Raw genomic sequence first — 18,966 nt, forward strand, 5'->3', positions numbered from 1 at the left:
CTAGGGGCGTTTTAATCACGTGAGCTATCTCTTTCCCACAACATAGCCAATACCACGGAGAGTTTTAATAAAATCGCTGGGGAATTTTTTTCGTAGGTGATGAATATGCACCTCAATGGTGTTAGAGCCAACCTCTTCACCCCATTGATAGAGTTTATTTTCTAACTGCTGCTTAGATTGCACGCGACCTTGGTTTTCCAGTAACGCTTTTAGCAGCATGTACTCTTTTCGCGGCAGAGAAAGCGGTTCATTGGCTAAAGTGACCGTGTGCGCTGACGTATCCATAGTAACATCACCACATTGTAATAAGCTCGACTGAGCTTGATTTACACGTCGGCTCGCTACGCGCAAACGAGCAAATAATTCGGCTGGTTCAAATGGCTTAGCTAAATAATCATCAGCCCCCATATCAAGCCCTTGCACTTTATCATCTATGCTACTGCGAGCGGTTAGTATCACCACCGGAATGACTTTTTTTTGTGCTTTTATGTGCTTTAAAATTTGCGAACCATCACCATCAGGTAAGCCTAGGTCAAGTATAACCAACTCTATTTCGCCACTGCCTAAACATTGCAACGCATGCTTAACCGTTGCGCTGTGTTCTACACTGTAGCCTTCTTGGCGCAATGAGCGGCAAAGCCCTTGCGCCACAAGATGATCATCTTCAACTAATAATAAATGCATTGTTTGTTTTGTTATCTCTTTAGTTTTTTATCAACTTTAGCTAATAATTGGCTAATTGCTTGCTGACGATATTTGTCCGCTTTAGCGCGAGTATCACGAATACCGGCCGCTTGTGCAACTAACAAATGGGCTTTGGCTTGCTTATATTCACGTTCGTCGTATAAAAACTCACCATACAAGTAATTAGTATCAATGCCTTTTTGATTAAATGCGAGTGCTTGCTTAAAAAACTTATCGGCGGTGTCATCATCACCAAAGCCAATTGGCCACCCTGGTACTTTACTGTATAAGGTTGCCAGGCTGGCATACGCTGAGCCACCTAAAGCACTGTCGTCTATTTTAAGGGCTTGCTCTAATGATGCCTTTGCATCTTTGGCATAACCCAACGCCCCTAAGCCGCCTTTTGCACCCGCAAAACTTGCCAGCACAATACCGTTCCACGTATAGCTATTTGCTGAATTAGGATAGTTTTCAATAAATTGAGCACTTTGCTCACTCAGTTGAGTAAAGGCTTTGATTTGTGCGTCATCTTTAAGCTCATAATTAGCGACCGCCCATTGCTGTTGAATAGCGAGTAAGTCGCTTTGTTCGTCTGCAAATACCGGCGATGAAAACACACTAACAATGCTTAAATAAGCTGCTAAAGTAAATTTTTTCATAATAAATCCTCTATTAACCTAAAAAGCTTTTTATTTTAGGGAGTTGTTTAGCAATTGCGTTATCTACAATACGTGGAAAAACGCCATTGATACGTGCAAAAAGTTTCTCAGGAAAACCAATAAATCGTCTGGTTTTATTTGAGTTTAATAACGCAACTAACTCATCAGCCACCAACTGCGGAGAGTCCATTTGATTACCAAGCGCTTTGTTCATTGCCCGCGTTTGAGCATCATTAATGTCGGTATCAGTTGCTCTAGGTGCCAAATAAGTAACTCTAACGCCAGTGTCTGAAAGCTCTCGTGATAACGCTTCGCTAAAACCACGCAAACCAAATTTACTGGCACAATAAAGTGTTTGATATGGGTAACCTATGCTGCCAAAAGACGACCCAACATTAACTATGGTGCCTCTATTCGCTTGCAGCTGCTCTAAAAACAGTTGGCATAGTTTCATCGGGACGGCTAAATTAGTGCTCAGTAGATTATCAATTTGTTCACTACTACAACTACTTAAGCTTTGCATAACATTAATGCCTGCATTGTTTATAAGTAATTTAGCACCGCCCAATTTTTTGGCTTTAATTGCCAATGCCAGCATGTTTTCTGCAACGGTTAAATCTCCCACAAAAGTCATACTACCTGGGCACTGGCTACTTAGCGCATTTAGCGCATCGCCATTACGCCCTACTAATAGTAATTGCCAACCTTGTGCGTGCAGTGTTTTGGCAATCGCTTGGCCAATTCCCCCTGTGGCTCCTGTTAAAACACATAAGCCGGTATTCATGCGTGTTGCTCTTGCGCTGATGCTTTAAAGAACGGCTCGTCATCTAAAGCGCGGAAAATATCACCGTACAAACGATAAAAACATTTTGCGCCATGTAAAATAGCTTGCTGATCGGCCTCATTAGTAATTTTGTTCATCAAGTTTTCAAAAAACTTTACGTGCTCTATATCAAGCGCACCATGAGAGGTTAAATAGCTAAATGCTTTTTTAGGTAAACCAACTGCATCAGCAATATTTGAAGCTGCGCCATCAGCCAGGGCAATTGAAGTCCCTTCGAGTACATGAACCATGCCAAAAAAGCTTAATGGATTTTTACGAGCGATACTGTCATAGGCATACGAGACCATCATTTCGGTAGCAAATTGTGGCTTACTATGGCGCACGCTTTCTTTATCAAAACCACACGCGGCAATATCGTTAAGCACCCATTCTTGATGGCCAATTTCCTCTTCAATGTATTCGGCTACGGCTTCACGTAACCATTCTTGTTCGTCGGTTAAACGGGCACCTAACGACATCATTAATGGCACAGTGTGTTTTACATGATGATAGGCTTGCGCTAAAAATGACGCATACTCTTCAAGTGATGCTTGGCCTTTAAAAACGCGCTGTATAATTGGCGCAGCTAATAAGTACTCACGCTCGTTTTGAGTTTGTGCTTTTAATGTATTAAAAAAATCAGTCATGGATCACTTCTCCAAGTCGGTAAAATTGTTCAAAAATAAGGTTAAATTGCTGGCTAATAGCCTGGCGCTTAGGACGATTATTGGTCGTTAGTAACCCTTGCTGAACACTTAAAGGCTGAGCTAACCGATGCCACTTTTTAACTTGTGCATAATCGGGTAACTGTTGATTTATAAATTTCATATGCTCACTGAGTTGTTGATCACTCAACTCAGGGATTGCATAAATAATCGCGGTTAAAAAAGGTTTGCCCTCACCAAAAACAACGGCTTGTACAATCGCGCTTTGGCTCAATATTAATGACTCAGGCCATTCAGCACTGACATTACGGCCCATGCTGGTAATAATCAGGTTTTTAAGTCGCCCTTTTATGAAGAGCTTATTGCCATGCTGGGTCACTAAATCGCCTGTTGCATACCAGTTATTTGGGTTATGCGGCGCTTGATTTAAATACCCTAAAAATAGCTCACCCTTTATGTACAACTGGCCTTTTTCGATTTTGGTTTGTATGTGCGGTAGTACAGTGCCGGCACTCTTTAAATCATCATTTTTGGGCGTATTTAAACTTACGACAGATGCCGCCTCTGATAATCCATACCCCTGATAAACAGGTAAATTAAGCTCTCTGGCGGTGGCAATTAAAGCATCACTCACGAGCGCTCCGCCAACTGCAATAAACTGTAATGACTTTGGCGGCTGCCAACCTTGTTTTGCAAACGCAATTAAACACGTTAATAACTCAGGCACTAAAATAAGGGTGTTAGGTTTTACACTGTCAATTGCCCTAATTAGTTTTTCAGGATTTTTTAACCCTGAGCCAACAAAACCCAATTCGTTTAACGGCATTAAATGTACACAACCGCCACTTAATAATGGTGCATAAATACCTGCAATATTTTCCAGTAATACAGGTAATGGCAGTAAACATAAGTGAGTTGGTTTACTTATACCTATTTGCTCACATAACGATTGTGCAACTTGCATTTGGCTATGAGTTGATAAACATACACCTTTTGGCTCGCCTGTAGAGCCTGACGTGAAGGTGATTTTTTGCGTGCCCTCAAAGTAACTAATCGATTCTTTAACGTTGAGCTGATAAATATATAAGGTGTAATGATCAAACAAAGTAATAGACAATGTATGCGCACCCAAAGAAAGCCTTGGCATATCACTTATAAACAGCTGTGCACCACACTGTGCCAACACATATTGCGTTTGTTGTTGACTAAAAAAATGGGCGATCGGTATAGCCACTTTATTAGCAACGCTGGTCGCAGCATCAAGTACCAACCATGCAGGTGTGTTATCAAGTTGAAATGCAATTGCATCAGCATCTGAATTAGCAAAAATTTCCGCTACTTTATTAATTTCGTGAAGCAGCTCTGCACCTGTGAACTGTTGTGTTTGATTCGCAAAATGCGCAACTACCGCCGACTGAGTAGCTAAATCACTTAAGCTATTTAACATACTCATACCGCCTCCAGCGCATTGATTAATGCCGTAATGCCATGTGTATTTTGTTGTTTAATATCAAGTAGCATTGGCGTATTAAGTACTTGTAGATGTGCTTGCTCTAAATTAACAATGCATACTGTAGGCTGGTTCGCGTAGTAACTTCCCCAGCTTTTTGGTTGCTCAACAACACTGCTGTTAGCCAATGCAATTTCATTACACGTTACCCCTAATAAACGCAATAAAGCGCGTACATGTTTGGTGGCACAAAAAACCAAATTAGTAGCACCAATAGCTCTTAAAGCTTCATTAACAATAATAAAATGCGATAACGTGGCTTTTCTGTGTGTTGAATAGAGATTACCTAACTCAAACACTTTACTGCGCTGTGTGCCCATTGGTAAAAACTGCTCAATGGGCGCTGCTAAATATTGTTCAATAAATAAAGGAGAAGTGGCGTTTCTAAGCCCTAAAGTGCAATGCCCTTGCTGAGTTTTATACTGACAGAGTAATGGCATAAATGAAGTTAGGCTGGCATTGTACGCAGCTAAAAAGCCTTGTTTTACTGTATCTTCAAGGCGCTGACGGTGTTCATCACATTCTCTGGCGCTCACAAACTGTGTGAACGACTGAAAAAGTGTTGATGATGACTGTTGTTGAGCTAATTGCATAAAAGCATCGCCTGTATTAAATCTATAGGTAGAATTTAATAGGCGAAACTTAAATAAAACTTAAGGTAAATTAATTTTTTAAAAATTTAATTTAGACTGGCAATAACGGTTTTATTTCGGCCCGTTTCTTTTGCATGATAGAGCGCTTTGTCAGCACATTTGTATACTTGATCAATATCATCACTGTGCTGCGGCCATGTAGCAATGCCGATGGAGACATTTATACAACCAACTTTGGCCATCGGTGTATTCGCCACTTCATTACGTAACCGCTCAGCAATAACAAACGCACTATCGCTATTTTCGTTCGGTAATATAAGTAAGAATTCCTCCCCACCAGTTCGCGCGACAATATCATCTTTGCGAGATACTTGCTTGATCACACACGTTAAAATTTTTAGTACCTCATCGCCCACATCATGGCCAAAGGTGTCATTAACCCGTTTAAAGAAGTCGATATCTATTTCTAGAACCGCAAAGGGGATCTGTTCTTGAATTAATTTATCTAACAATAAATACAAACCTCGCCGATTATGCGCACCAGTTAGCGGATCGGTGAGTGCATCTTGGCGTAATTGCCCCATTTTCGACTGCAGTATATTAACTCCTTCTAACATGGCTGCTTTAAGTTGCTGACTTTCAAAATACCAAGATTTAATACTTTTAAGATTCGCCACGTTTTGTTGATCAGTCGATAAATTTGCACTGTCAGCTAGTAACCTAAGGGGCTTAGCAATAAAATGCGCTAACACACCAATCAATACAAAAGTAATTAATACAATTGGTAGCATTCGCTTAAGCACCAGCCCTTGAAAAGTATCTAACGTGGCAAGTGTTGCCACCTCACTACGCTGGGCAACTACGCCCCAATTAGCAAGTTTAACGGGCGAATATCCAGCAAGCATAGACACGCCTTGGCTATTTAAAACCCGGGTGTATCCATCTTCGCTTTGCAAAACACGCTCTATTACTGGGTTATTAATGACTTGTTCGCCAATCCGCTCAGTCTCAGGATGATAAAGTAAGGTTTTATTATCAGCCACCACATAAAAGTATGCCCCGCCATCGTAACTATGCTGTTTTAATAAGGCGTTTAAAATGCTCTGTTGTTCTAAATAAAAGCTACCACCAATATAGCCATAGTAGTTACCCATCTCGTCAAATAAAGGATAAGAAAGTACAACAATTAAGTTATTCGCAAGCGATACATAAGGACGACTAACCAATGGACGCTGTAGTTTAAAGGCTTGTTTAGAATGAGGTGAATTAACGGTTTTATTAATAATATTTAATGAAACAGGTGAGGCCGCTTTAACGACACCTTGCATGTTAATTGCTACCGAATTAAAGCTATGTGTTTGGTTTAAAAGGCGGTTGGTTTCAGCTTGGAGTAACTCAGTATTGGTAATGTCTTTAGCAATAATTTTGGCTGAAAACTCAAGTTGCTGCATCGCGGCGGCTAAAAAGTGATCGGTCGCCGAGGCAAGCTTACTAGCAAATACATGGTTACTTTTGAGAGTATCTTCTATTACCCGTTCTTTTTGTACTTGGTAACTAATGTATAAACCACTGAACAAAATAGCGGCTGTAGCAGTGATAGCTAACAACAGAATTAATTGCCTAAGTTTAAAAGTAAATGGTGATCGAAAACGCAACTTATTATCATCCTAAGCAAATAAAAACGACTGCTATGTACTACATATATCCTAAATATAATACAGAAATTAAACTAAGTAGCCTAATTTTTGTTATTTTTGGAATAATAAAATGACATTTATTATATATGTCGGGTTTTGCAGTTAAGCTCAATAATAGTTAAGCTGCATGCACTTTATTTTTATTTAGCCTTGAGGTGTGTGTTGCTAAATAAGTACCTGTTGTCGTCTTCTCTTTTTTTAATCGGATGTTTCATGCCAATAAAATCTTCTTTTGCCGATTCTGCGCTGTCGCTTGAACAGCAACTTGGGCAAAAACTTATGCTCGATTTACGCTACTTTTGTCACCAAGGCAGCAGTAAGCGCTGCAGAACAGCATTAACCGAGTTACCAGATACACTAGCCAAAGCGATTAGCCGTTATGATATTGGCGGGGTTATTTTATTTTCTGAAAACACCCAAAGTATTGAACAAATAATTAGCCTTAATCAGCAACTGCAACAAGCTGCGTCTCACTCTAAATCAGGCTTACCGCTTTTTATTTCAATTGACCAAGAAGGTGGACGAGTAGCTCGACTGCCACGTGATGTGGCCACTTCATTTACTGGTAATATGTCAATTGGCGCCACCTACCCTGAGCATGGCACTTATTTCGCAACTCAAACCGCGAATGTTCTTGCCACGGAGCTTTCAGCATTGGGGATTAATGTAAATTACGCGCCAACCGTTGATGTAAACATGAACCCAGACAATCCTGTCATTAATGTCCGCTCTTTTAGTGAAAACCCCGATGAAGTTGCGGCAATGGGTGCAGCACAAGTTATTGAATTTGAAAAAAATGGCATTATTAGCGCACTAAAGCATTTTCCTGGGCATGGCGACACCAATGTAGATAGTCATACCGGCTTGCCTAAAGTGATGCATTCAAAAGAGGTGATTTACGCACAAGATTTAGCGCCCTTTAAACACATTATTGAGCAGCATAGTCCGGGCATGATAATGACCGCGCATATTCAATACCCTGAGCTTGATAGCAGTACATTAACCAATGTAGACGGTAAGCAAATGATCAAGCCCGCGACAATGTCGCGTAAAATCATGACCGATATTCTACGTAAAGAACTTAACTATCAAGGTGTGGTGGTAACCGATGCACTTGATATGGCAGGTATTAGTCACTTTTTTAGTCCAACTCAAGCAATTATAAACACCTTTGCCGCTGGGGTTGATATTGCGCTTATGCCAATAGAGATTAGAACGCCAGATGACATTAAAAAGCTCGATGCCCTCATTGAGTCATTAGTCAGTGCGGTTAAATCAGAACAACTAAACGCACAGGAAATTGCGCATTCAGCACAGCGTATTACCTCACTTAAAAGTAAATTTAAATTAAACGCTTTTCCTGATCCCATTAAAGCATTAGCCAATGCTAAGTACATTATAGGTAATAAAGCACATCGCGAATTAGAAGCGTCACTGGCATTAGCGGCGATCACCCAAATAAAAAATAACAACAACACCTTGCCACTTAAGCTTACTGCTGGCCAACACATTCATATTATTATGCCCGATACGCGTAAATGTATTGCCATACAACAAGCCATAATGGCACTGAGCTCACACGCATTAGTTTATAGCTGTAGCAGTTTACAAGGTTTTGACCCTGTTGATGCTCAGCGTAATATAAACCAAGCTGATATTATTATTGCCGGAAATGCCACGCCTAATCAAAGCGCGGTGGAAATTGGCGGGATGGATGATTTAGCCGATAACCCAGACTTTGCCCTCAATAACGCAGAGCAACCTAAAGCACTTGAATCATTACTTAAAATGGCTAACAAGCAACAAATACCCACCGTGTTTATTAGTTTGCGAGCCCCTTATGATATTGCTCAGTTTGGCGACTCTGCCGATGCAGTATTAGCTTCATATGCTTATAATATTGACGTAGACAAAAACGAGCAAGTATCTGGGCCTGCATTTACAGCACTTGCTAAAGTATTACTCGGTCAAGCCCCTGCTAAAGGCAGCTTACCGGTAACTATTAAACAATCAAAGAGCCACTAATATGAAACTCAATTGTGATTTAGGTGAAAGCTTTGGCGCGTGGAAAATGGGGCTTGATGATCAAGTAATGCCGCATATTGATATGGCAAACATTGCCTGTGGTTTTCATGCGGGCGATCCTAGCGTTATGGCCAATACTCTTAAGCTCGCTAAACAGCATAATGTTATGATTGGCGCTCACCCAAGCTACCCCGATAAACAAGGATTTGGCAGACGCTCAATGAACCTGAGTGTGGCCGAGCTCACTCAGTTTTTACACTACCAAATAGCTGCTCTTGATGGCATGGCAAAGGCACAAGGATTAACCCTTCGTTATGTCAAACCCCATGGTGCGCTTTACAACGACATGATGAAACACCAGCCACTACTTAGTGCTGTGATGGGCGCGGTTGCCAGTTACCCTGCTGATCTAAAATTAATGATACTTGCCACGGCCGATGCTAAACACTACCATACAATGGCACGTCACCTTGGACTAACGCTTGTTTTAGAAGCGTTCGCAGACAGGCTATATACAGATCAAGGGCACCTCGTAGCACGAAATATAGCAGGCAGTGTGCATGATAAAGCAGCATTATTGGCACAAGTTAAACAGCTTTTGGCCAGTAACAGTGTGACTACCCAGTCAGGAAAATCGTTAAAACTTAACGCCGATAGTATTTGTGTGCACGGTGATAACGCCCAAGGTGTTGCGCTTATTGAAGACATTAAGGCACTTTGCAGCGCAAGCGTATAACTTCCTCTAAGCTGTAAACCCCCTTTACAGCTTTTACTTTCTTTTATCACCTTCATTCATTGGTAGTTTTAAATACTGGCTTCGTCGCATCTGACTGTTAATTATCCCTCTCCTACCCTATAAATAGAGCAGTGATTTAAAACAGGGATAAATAATGAAAACGCTTTTAGCTATGAGTCTTATACTGGGCAGCAGTCAATTAGCTGTTGCCAATACCGATACATTACAACTTCAAGATATCTTCAATCTTGAATATGCCAACCAAATAGACATAACAGAAGACGGTAAAACCGTGTATTTTGTCCGCAACCGCATGGATATTAAAACCGACCGTAAAGTAGGCAATATTTGGTCTGTTGATTACAGCACAGGGCAACTACAACCATTAACTTCTGGTGTATATATGGATTACTCGCCAGTAGTCTCTCCTGACGGACAGCGACTTGCTTTCATATCAAACCGAGATGGTAGCAACCAAATATATATTAAATGGTTAAAAACAGGGGCTATCGCTAAGGTTAGTAATTTAACTAGCAATCCAAGCTCACTAACTTGGACTCCTGATTCAAACCAGCTGGTGTTTAGTATGTTTGTTCCAATGGCGGCGTCTGCGCCTGTCAGCTTACCTGGAAAACCAAAAGGTGCCACGTGGGCAGAGCCTGCTAAATATATTGACGATGTTTATTATCGTGCCGATGGAGGGGGTTATACTGAAAAAGGGTTTAGTCAATTATTTACACTTGATGCCAATGGCGGTAATGCTCAACAACTCACCAACGATAATTTTAATAATGGTGGGGAAGTCAGCTTTAGTAAAGACGGTAAAACATTGTATTTTTCTGCTAATCGCAATGAAAATAATGAATTGAAGCCCACTAACACTGAGGTATATCAACTCGATTTAGACTCGCTAGCCATTTTCCCTCTAACTGAGCGTAATGGGCCTGATCAACAACCTAAAGTGTCACCTGATGGCAAATACCTTGCCTATACAGGGTATGACGACAAGCGTACTAATTACGAAAACACCCAACTCTATATTCGCGATTTAAAAACAGGGAATACTCAAAGCCTAACCACCGATTTTGATAGAAGTGTTGGCCAAATTAAGTGGAGTGCGAACTCAAAAGGGCTTTATTTTAGCTATGCCGATGAAGGGCAAACTGCGCTGGCTTATCAACCTCGAAGTGGCAAACGCAAAGTGATTACCGAAAAAATAGGCAGTGTTGCGTTTGGTCGCCCTTATTCCGGTGGCGATTTCGATATTAGTGAAAATGGTCATGTTGCATTTACATTGGCCGATACCCAGCGCCCTGCTGATGTAGCCACAATAAAGCGCGGTAAAGCGCAGCGCTTAACCGATTTAAATTCTGATGCACTTGCAACCAAGCAACTCGCTAAGGTTGAAGAATTATGGCTTAAATCAAGCCACGATGAGCTGCCAATACAAGGCTGGGTTGCTTACCCACCGGGTTTTGATAAATCAAAAAAATACCCACTAGTGCTTGAGATTCATGGCGGCCCTGTCGCTAATTATGGCCCGCACTTTAGTGCCGAAGTACAACTATTTGCCGCTAAAGGGAACGTGGTTTTATACATGAACCCACGTGGTAGTGATTCATACGGTAAAGAGTTTGCGCAAACCATTCATCATAATTACCCAAGCAATGATTACGATGATTTAATGACTGGGGTTGATGCGCTTATTGCAAAAGGGTTTATTGATGAATCTAAGTTATTTGTAACAGGTGGCTCTGGCGGCGGTGTATTAACAGCGTGGATTGTAGGTCATACAGATCGTTTTGCTGCAGCCGTGGTTGCCAAACCGGTGATAAATTGGATCAGCTTTGTACTCACTGCCGATTTTTATCCATTCTTTGCTGACTATTGGTTCCCAGGTAAACCATGGGATCATATTGAGCATTACATGAAACGCTCACCAATCAGTTATGTTGGCAATGTTAAAACCCCAACCATGCTATTGACTGGTGAAGCAGACTACCGTACGCCTATTTCAGAAACAGAGCAGTTTTATCAAGCCTTAAAATTGCAGGGGGTTGATACCGCGATGGTGCGTATTCCAAACGCTTCACATGGTATTACTGCCCGTCCATCTAACTTAATGACAAAAGTGGCTTATATTCAATGGTGGTTTGATAAGCATTCGAAATAAAACGCAGAGTTATGAGTGACGAGCTATATAAGCTCGTTGCTCGTTGCTCGAAGCTCGAAGCTCGAAGCTCGAAGCTCGAAGCTCGAAGCTCGAAGCTCACAAGTGTAAACCCCCTTTACAGCAATAATGTAAGTAACCCCTTACATACTCAAACTAAATATCGGACTTAGCTTCAAACTGAGTTGGTAAAAAATCGGTTTATAGAAGAAATAGTGCTGTGAGTTAGTAAAAAATCGGTTTGAGTCACTGTTTATAAGCCCTCAGTTAGTAAAAAAATGTTTTATAAGCTGCAGCAGTTAGTAAAAAATCGGTTTATTACTTTCTAAACCCTAGTTAAAAATCTTTAAATTAAGCATTTAAATGCTCAAATTGAGGATTAGAAAGGCAAATCTACCCTTAATGATGAAGAGAATGGCTGTTTTTATCATGGTTAGTTAAAACCTGATCTGTATTTTAACTAGCTAGTTAAATCGTGATCTGCTTTCAGTATGTTAGTTAAACTCTGATCTATATGTGGTAAAAAGCGGGTAATTTATTGTGCTTACCAGTGTCAAAGCGTAATCAACATAAAGCCCTCACAGCCGAGCATAAACATCCTTTAAATTTATTTACACTTTTAACCTGCATTGCATCCCTGAATAACTAGCTAGTAAAATACTGATCTATTAAATTTTGCCTTTATGCAGGCATAAAAAAAGGGCCTTGCGGCCCTTAAGTAACACTATCTAGTTGAATTAAAATTGGTTCATGGTGTTAGCTTCACCACCGGCTTTAAGTGCATTCTCACCTGAGAAGTACTCTTTGTGTGTATCACCAATGTTTGAGCCTGCAAGGTCTTGGTGTTTAACAGACGCTTGCTCACGACGGATTTCTTGACGCTGTACATCACGTACATAAGCCAGCATACCTAAGTCACCAAAGTAACCTTCAGATAGAATATCTGTGCTTAATGCTGCTGTGTGGTACGTTGGTAACGTGATTAGGTGGTGGAAAATACCCGCTTCACGTGCACCATCGCGTTGGAAGTTTTGTACTAATAAGTCAGCGGCTGCTGCAAGCTCTGTTGCATCCATTTCTGGAGCCATAAGCGCTTTGTTATCATCAAGACTTGGATAAGCGCTCAGGTCACGACCTTCTTCCTGCCATTCTTGGTATACTTGCTCACGGAACTTCAGCGTCCAGTTGAACGATGGTGAGTTGTTGTATACTAATTTAGCATCTGGTACTTGCTCTTTTACGCGATTAACGAGTTCAGCAATTTGTTTTACGTGTGGTTTTTCTGTTTCAATCCACAGTAAATCAGCACCTGACTGTAGGCTCGTTACACAATCTAGTACTACACGGTCTTTTTCAGTGCCTTCGCGGAACTGGTATAAACCATTGTCTAGGCGTGTTGGCTTACAAAGCTGACCATTAAGCTTCATTGCTGTTTCGCCTTCATTTAAGTCATCAACACTGTTTACTGGGGTTGTTTCTAAAAATGCATTGTATTGGCTTGCTAAGTCACCTGGTTTTTTTGAAACCGGTACTTTTTGCGTAAGGCTTGCACCTAGTGAATCGGTACGCGCAACGATAATACCGTTATCAATACCTAGCTCTAGGAACGCGTAACGCACTGCGTTAATTTTTGCTAAAAAGTCTTCATGTGGAACCGTCACTTTACCTGCTTGGTGACCACATTGCTTAGCATCTGATACTTGGTTTTCGATTTGGATAGCACATGCACCCGCTTCAATCATCTTTTTAGCTAGCAGGTAAGTTGCTTCTTCGTTACCAAAACCGGCATCAATGTCAGCAATAATTGGTACAACATGCGTTTCAAAGTTATCAATTTTGTTAAGTACTGCTTGAACGTCGCCGCCGTTTGCTTTTGCGTCGTCTAATTCGTTAAATAAGTGGTCAAGTTCACGTGCATCCGCTTGCTTTAAGAAGGTATAGATTTCTTCGATAAGTGCCGGCACTGATGTTTTCTCATGCATACTTTGATCTGGAAGAGGACCAAACTCAGAACGAAGCGCTGCAACCATCCAACCACTTAGGTATACGTAACTGCGCTTAGTTGTTTTTTGATGGCGCTTAATTGCCATCATCATTTGTTGCGCAGTAAAACCATGCCAACAACCTAAAGACTGTGTGTACTGGCTTGTGTCTTTATCGTATGCAGCCATGTCTTCACGCATGATGTCTGCTGTAAATTGCGCAATATCAACACCAGAGCGAAAACGATTTTGTAAACGCATACGTGTTGCGTATTCAGGATTAATTGTTTTCCATGCACTGCCTTGTGATTGGCATAATGTTGCTAGTGTATCTGTTTCGCCTTGATATGTTGTCATAATAAAGTCCTTCGAACGGGTATTAATATTTATTGTTGAGAGAGTGACTACATCACGTTAGCTCTGTAGCGCTTAATTAAACATTAGGCTTATTTTTTAGATTTAGTAAATTTATAGTTTTTATTACGGCTATACATATTGTGAATGACTAAAAAGCATTCAAAGCCACTTTTTTGCGATATGGTAGGTGTACGCATATAAAAAATTGCACACTGTCGGACCGTTTAAGGATATTAATTATGAGCCACACTCTCACCCATTCAGGACTCAGCGTTGATAAGCAACTTGCTGAATTTGTTAAAAAACAATTATTACCTGGTACCCATCTTGATGAACACCAGTTTTGGAAAAGCTTTGCCAACATAGTGCAAACACTTACACCATTGAACAAGTCACTACTGGCTAAGCGTGAACAGCTACAAAAGCAAATTGATGACTACCACCTTGCAAATAAAAATGCTGACCAAGCTCAGTATCAAGCGTTTTTAAAAGATATTGGCTACCTAGTTGATGAGCCTGAAAATTTTAGTATTGAAACTCAAAATGTAGAGCCAGAAATAGCGTTGACTGCAGGGCCACAGCTAGTGGTGCCAGTTAGTAATGCACGCTTTGCACTTAATGCAGCTAATGCACGTTGGGGGTCGTTGTACGATGCTTTATATGGAACCGATGTATTAAGCGAAGACGACGGCGCCGAAAAAGGCAGCCAATACAACCCTGTTCGTGGCTTTAAAGTAATGGCTTACGCAAGGCAGTTTTTAGACAAAGCATTACCGCTTGAAAATGGCTCGCATATTGAAAGTACTAACTATTCTATTGTTGACGGCGCCCTTGCTATTACCCTGCGCGACAGTTCGCACACCACACTTAAAAACCCTGAGCAACTGATTGGCTATCAAGGTGAAGCACAAAACCCGAGTGTTATTTTACTTAAAAACAATGGATTGCATATTGAGCTGCAAATAGACCATCACCACCCTATTGGTCAAGCTGATAAAGCAGGGTTAAAAGATGTGGTGCTAGAAGCCGCACTAACAACCATTATGGACTGTGAAGACTCGGTTGCCGCAGTGGATGCAGAAGATAAAGTACAAGTTTACAAAAACTGGCTTGGTTTAATGCAAGGCAACTTGGTTGAAACGTTTAGAAAAGGCGACAAAATGGTCGACCGCACGTTACAAGCTGACCGACAATATACAGGTCTTGATGGCCAAAAACTGACCCTCAAAGGGCGCAGTATGATGTTTGTGCGTAACGTGGGACATTTAATGACAAATCCAGCCATTACCGATGTAAGCGGCAATGATGTGTTTGAAGGCATTATGGATGCCATGTTCACCGCAACAGCTGCTTTGCACGATTTAAACACTAAAAACACGATTAAAAATTCAACCGCGCAAAGTATTAATATTGTAAAACCGAAAATGCATGGCCCTGATGAAGTCGCCTTTGCTAATACCTTGTTTGGTATGGTTGAAGAGGCGCTGAGCTTGCCTAAAAACACCCTAAAAATGGGTATTATGGACGAAGAGCGTCGTACATCTGCTAACTTAAAAGCCTGTATTCATGCTGCTAAAGAGCGTGTTGTGTTTATTAACACTGGCTTTTTAGACCGCACTGGCGATGAAATTCATACCTCAATGCAAGCGGGTGTTGTGCTGCCGAAAGCGGCTATTAAAGCACAGCCTTGGATCAGCGCTTACGAAGATCGCAACGTTGATATTGGCCTAGCCTGTGGCTTAAGCCATAAAGCGCAAATTGGTAAAGGTATGTGGGCAATGCCAGATAAAATGGCGATGATGATGGAGCAAAAAATAGCGCACCCTCAATCTGGCGCAAATACCGCTTGGGTGCCCTCCCCTACTGCCGCCACATTACACGCAATGCATTATCATGATGTTGATGTATTTAGCCTGCAGCAAAGCATTGCCACGCGTCAAATAGCAAGCCTAGAGAGCTTACTTACACCGCCGCTCATGCCAAACCCTGAAACGCTATCAAAAGAAGATATTCAAAGCGAGCTTGAAAACAACGCGCAAGGTATTTTAGGCTACGTAGTACGTTGGATTGACCAAGGAATAGGCTGCTCTAAAGTGCCTGACATTAATCATATTGGTTTAATGGAAGACAGAGCCACCTTACGTATTTCAAGCCAACATATCGCCAACTGGCTACATCATGGTGTATGTAGCAAAGAGCAAGTACAAAAAGTGATGGCAAAAATGGCTAAGGTTGTTGATGGCCAAAACGAGCATGACAGCCTTTACACGCCAATGGCAACTAATGAGCAGACATTAGCTAAAAGTATTGCGTATCAAGCTGCTTTAGCACTGGTATTTGAAGGGGTTAGCCAACCGAGCGGTTACACAGAGCCGCTACTACACAGCTACCGCTTGAAATATAAAGCACAGCACTAACTTAAAACTTAACCTAAAAATAAAAAAATCAGCTTTACTAGGGTCTGTTGACCTTTCAAGGTTAAATTTGCAGCAGTCTGTTTGGTATTTAGGCAAGGCAAAGCCTATGTGGTGTGGTTATTCCCCATAAATAGGCGATAACGCAGCATCAATGCCAAACAGGCGCTGCCCGAAGAGTTCTGCCTAAGGGCGATTTACTCTTTGTTGCCTACATGGATGTAGGTAAGGGGCGTGAGCAGGACGCGGAAGCTTTGCTCGGTTTTTACTTAGCCCACTAGGTTACAAACCTCGCGCCGCGATTAAACCGCCCCTAGTTTGAACAAATTTTAATCCGCAAAGGTCAACAGACCCTAAGCTAATTTTTTATAACGCTAGTGAATAATCACTATTCAAATCACTACGAATTAATTTTTAATGGTCGCGTTGTGATAAACATTTTGTACGTCATCGCAATCTTCAAGCATATTGATAAATTTATCAAAGTTGGCAATAACTTCTTCATCAGTGATTTCAACATGTACTTGTGGCACAAAGGTAATTTCATCAACTTCAAAGTTAATGCCTTCAAATGCCTCTTCCAGTGCCGTTTTAGCTTTAAAATACTCAGTATGCGGTGCAAACACCGATACCTTGCCATCTTCGGCTTCTACATCGGTTACATCAACGTCAGCCATCATGAGGGCTTCTAACACAACTTCGTCGTCATCGCCCGCAAATCCTAAAACAGCAAGGTGATCAAACATATGTGCAACACACCCAGGCGTACCTATTTTTGAATCTGTTTTAGTAAACGGTAAACGTACATCTTTAATTGTGCGGTTTGGGTTGTCGGTTAAACAGTCAACAATCACCATACAATTACCAGGGCCGTAACCCTCGTAACGGGCTGAAGAGTAATCTTCCCCTGCCCCACCGGCTGCTTTTTCAATTGCTTTTTCGATTACGTGCGCGGGAACTTGGTCTTTTTTTGCTTTTTCAATTAAGCGGCGCAATGTTTGATTTACATCGGGATCGGGTTCACCACTTTTGGCTGCAACGTAAATTTCTTTACCGTACTTCGAATTTACTTTAGTTTTTGCGTTGGCTGTTTTAGCCATCGAACTTTTGCGGACTTCAAATGCTCTGCCCATCTTGTGCCTCTATTGAATACATTTGGTTTGCGATATTTTACCAATTCAAACCGTATTGGGCTAGTGGTTCAACATGCTATGCTGTGCAAAAGCAGCTGGGTATTAATTTAAATAATACCCATTATGTTATTAAATAAATAAAACAAAGCTCAATTTAACATAACTCAACTTTTTCAGCGTAATTATCAATTAATGACACCAACTCATCAAATGCATGAATAACAAAATCGGCTTGTTCGGCATACCCGGGGGTCACATCAGGTGCATACAAACAGGCACGCATATTAGCATTGTGCGCCGCTTGTATGTCGTATAAATAATCACCAACATAAATCACATTATCAACCGGCATTTCCCATTGAGTTGCAACCGTTAATAAAGCGCTCGGATCGGGTTTTGCTGGTGCGTCTGTTCGGGTGAGTACTGTTTCTATTGGTAGCGGGTTATTCTGTAACTTTAATGTCGCCGCCTTATCAAAATTACGTGTAACAATGGCCATAGGTATGTTTTTAGCTTGTAGCGCTTTAACAGCCTCTACAACGCCAGGTAGAAGCTTAGCCGATTGTGCATCTAACAACTCATGCTGATGCACTATATTCATTGCTTCTTCACGCATATAGGGGGAAGGCAGTTGTTCTATGTAATCGAGTAAGTCTTGCTCTGCAGGGCAACCTACTTGGGCTTTTATCAATGAAAAGTTTAATTCTGAAGATACTAAAGTTCCGTCTAAATCAAAAATAACACCTTTGATTGCCTCAATTTGCGTTTTCATTTCATTCCTTGCGCTAAATAATTAGCTCAGTATGCTAGGTTTGGCTTAGGTTATCTAAACCTTTAATAAAAAGTATATCAATAAACATATAAAAAACAGCTCAGTCCATTGAAATTTAATTATAGCTCATTTGATAACGTAATAGTTTGGGTTTGTATAACTGGTATAGTAAAGACTTTACGATGCAATTAATTAACTCGATCAGCTATAAAGGAAAGTGCGCACCCTCTAAAGGTGCGCAATAATAGTGGTTATTTCGGCTCAAATTTCGCTTCAAGCCAGGTATCGTCTTGGCTAAAGTTTAAGGTTTTTATCTGTCCTCGCCCTTCAACATTCACCATATTCACTTGTGCAGGCCACAAATCACGCAGTGCACCATGACTCATTCTAATGCCCTCAATCTCATCGGGAATAGCAGCTTCTTGGTACACCCAAAAAAACTTACCATCCACTTGTGCACCTACATAATTAAGAGTGAGGGGCTCACCGCTCAAGGTTTGTAAGGCAACATGAGATTCAACATACTTGGCAAAGCGTTTTTGGTCACGCTTGTTACTCATAATATCCACTTTGCCTTGAAACAAGTTACCAACAGCATGCTCTGTGTCATGTAAATAAAAACGATGCATCAATTCAATATTGTGCGTACGCTGATTAAATAACACGGTTGTAACGGATGATTTTAATTGATGCGCCATACTTGGCGCAGCAATTAAAAAACAAACAATAATAAGCAAAAAACGCAT

The 18,966-nt window shown here is 41.1% G+C and carries 15 protein-coding genes; 4 read left to right on the forward strand and 11 right to left on the reverse strand.

What is annotated here, in order from left to right; translation table 11 throughout:
- Positions 1 to 24: 24 nt before the first annotated feature.
- From BM380_RS16435 to BM380_RS16465, 7 genes are all read right to left on the reverse strand, one after another.
- Positions 25 to 684 (reverse strand): response regulator, encoded by a 660-nt coding sequence (locus tag BM380_RS16435; protein ID WP_090495231.1) that lies wholly within the window; start codon positions 682 to 684, stop codon positions 25 to 27.
- An 11-nt stretch (positions 685 to 695) separates the two neighbouring features.
- Positions 696 to 1,343: a hypothetical protein gene (locus BM380_RS16440; RefSeq protein WP_013462837.1), complete on the reverse strand. Its 648-nt coding sequence runs from the start codon at positions 1,341 to 1,343 to the stop codon at positions 696 to 698.
- A 13-nt stretch (positions 1,344 to 1,356) separates the two neighbouring features.
- Positions 1,357 to 2,127, reverse strand: a complete 771-nt coding sequence (locus tag BM380_RS16445) for an SDR family oxidoreductase (RefSeq protein ID WP_013462836.1) — start codon at positions 2,125 to 2,127, stop codon at positions 1,357 to 1,359.
- A complete protein-coding gene (locus BM380_RS16450) occupies positions 2,124 to 2,813 on the reverse strand; it encodes an iron-containing redox enzyme family protein (RefSeq protein ID WP_016900001.1) in 690 nt (229 codons plus the stop codon). Before BM380_RS16450 ends, BM380_RS16445 begins: the two co-directional genes overlap by 4 nt.
- Positions 2,806 to 4,284 carry an AMP-binding protein gene (locus tag BM380_RS16455; protein ID WP_090495232.1) on the reverse strand — a complete coding sequence of 493 codons (1,479 nt, stop codon included), beginning with the start codon at positions 4,282 to 4,284 and terminating at the stop codon, positions 2,806 to 2,808. Before BM380_RS16455 ends, BM380_RS16450 begins: the two co-directional genes overlap by 8 nt.
- On the reverse strand, positions 4,281 to 4,934 hold the full coding sequence (locus BM380_RS16460; protein WP_016899999.1) for a thermostable hemolysin: 654 nt from the start codon (positions 4,932 to 4,934) through the stop codon (positions 4,281 to 4,283). The genes BM380_RS16455 and BM380_RS16460 overlap by 4 nt, the downstream gene beginning before the upstream one ends.
- Positions 4,935 to 5,020: 86 nt before the next feature.
- Positions 5,021 to 6,541, reverse strand: coding sequence for a sensor domain-containing diguanylate cyclase (locus BM380_RS16465; protein WP_028834662.1), 1,521 nt, complete (start codon positions 6,539 to 6,541; stop codon positions 5,021 to 5,023).
- Positions 6,542 to 6,844: 303 nt separating this feature from the next.
- On the opposite strand from BM380_RS16465, the gene BM380_RS16470 reads away from it, so the two are divergent.
- From BM380_RS16470 to BM380_RS16480, 3 genes are all read left to right on the forward strand, one after another.
- A complete protein-coding gene (locus BM380_RS16470; protein WP_090495234.1) occupies positions 6,845 to 8,656 on the forward strand; it encodes a glycoside hydrolase family 3 protein in 1,812 nt (603 codons plus the stop codon).
- Between the two features lies 1 nt (position 8,657).
- Positions 8,658 to 9,392 (forward strand): 5-oxoprolinase subunit PxpA, encoded by a 735-nt coding sequence (locus BM380_RS16475; RefSeq protein ID WP_090495236.1) that lies wholly within the window; start codon positions 8,658 to 8,660, stop codon positions 9,390 to 9,392.
- 154 nt (positions 9,393 to 9,546) lie between these two features.
- A complete protein-coding gene (locus BM380_RS16480; RefSeq protein ID WP_033103228.1) occupies positions 9,547 to 11,565 on the forward strand; it encodes a S9 family peptidase in 2,019 nt (672 codons plus the stop codon).
- A gap of 734 nt (positions 11,566 to 12,299) precedes the next feature.
- Here the strand turns inward: BM380_RS16480 and BM380_RS16485 are convergent.
- Complete coding sequence (locus BM380_RS16485) at positions 12,300 to 13,901, reverse strand: isocitrate lyase (RefSeq protein WP_013462827.1); 1,602 nt, start codon at positions 13,899 to 13,901, stop codon at positions 12,300 to 12,302.
- 239 nt (positions 13,902 to 14,140) lie between these two features.
- Here BM380_RS16485 and BM380_RS16490 point away from each other — a divergent pair, with 239 nt between their 5' ends.
- Positions 14,141 to 16,318 (forward strand): malate synthase G, encoded by a 2,178-nt coding sequence (locus BM380_RS16490; RefSeq protein ID WP_090495237.1) that lies wholly within the window; start codon positions 14,141 to 14,143, stop codon positions 16,316 to 16,318.
- 404 nt (positions 16,319 to 16,722) lie between these two features.
- Here BM380_RS16490 and BM380_RS16495 read toward each other — a convergent pair whose 3' ends face one another.
- The 3 genes from BM380_RS16495 to BM380_RS16505 all read right to left on the reverse strand — a co-directional run bounded on the left by BM380_RS16495 (position 16,723) and on the right by BM380_RS16505 (position 18,966).
- Positions 16,723 to 17,448 carry a YebC/PmpR family DNA-binding transcriptional regulator gene (locus BM380_RS16495; protein WP_013462824.1) on the reverse strand — a complete coding sequence of 242 codons (726 nt, stop codon included), beginning with the start codon at positions 17,446 to 17,448 and terminating at the stop codon, positions 16,723 to 16,725.
- Positions 17,449 to 17,602: 154 nt separating this feature from the next.
- The gene (locus BM380_RS16500) at positions 17,603 to 18,220 is read right to left on the reverse strand and encodes an HAD family hydrolase (RefSeq protein ID WP_013462823.1); all 618 of its coding nucleotides are present in this window, start codon (positions 18,218 to 18,220) and stop codon (positions 17,603 to 17,605) included.
- A gap of 251 nt (positions 18,221 to 18,471) precedes the next feature.
- Complete coding sequence (locus BM380_RS16505) at positions 18,472 to 18,966, reverse strand: DUF6702 family protein (RefSeq protein ID WP_033103224.1); 495 nt, start codon at positions 18,964 to 18,966, stop codon at positions 18,472 to 18,474.

The sequence above is a fragment of the Pseudoalteromonas sp. DSM 26666 genome (genome assembly GCF_900116475.1).
GTDB lineage: Bacteria > Pseudomonadota > Gammaproteobacteria > Enterobacterales > Alteromonadaceae > Pseudoalteromonas > Pseudoalteromonas tetraodonis.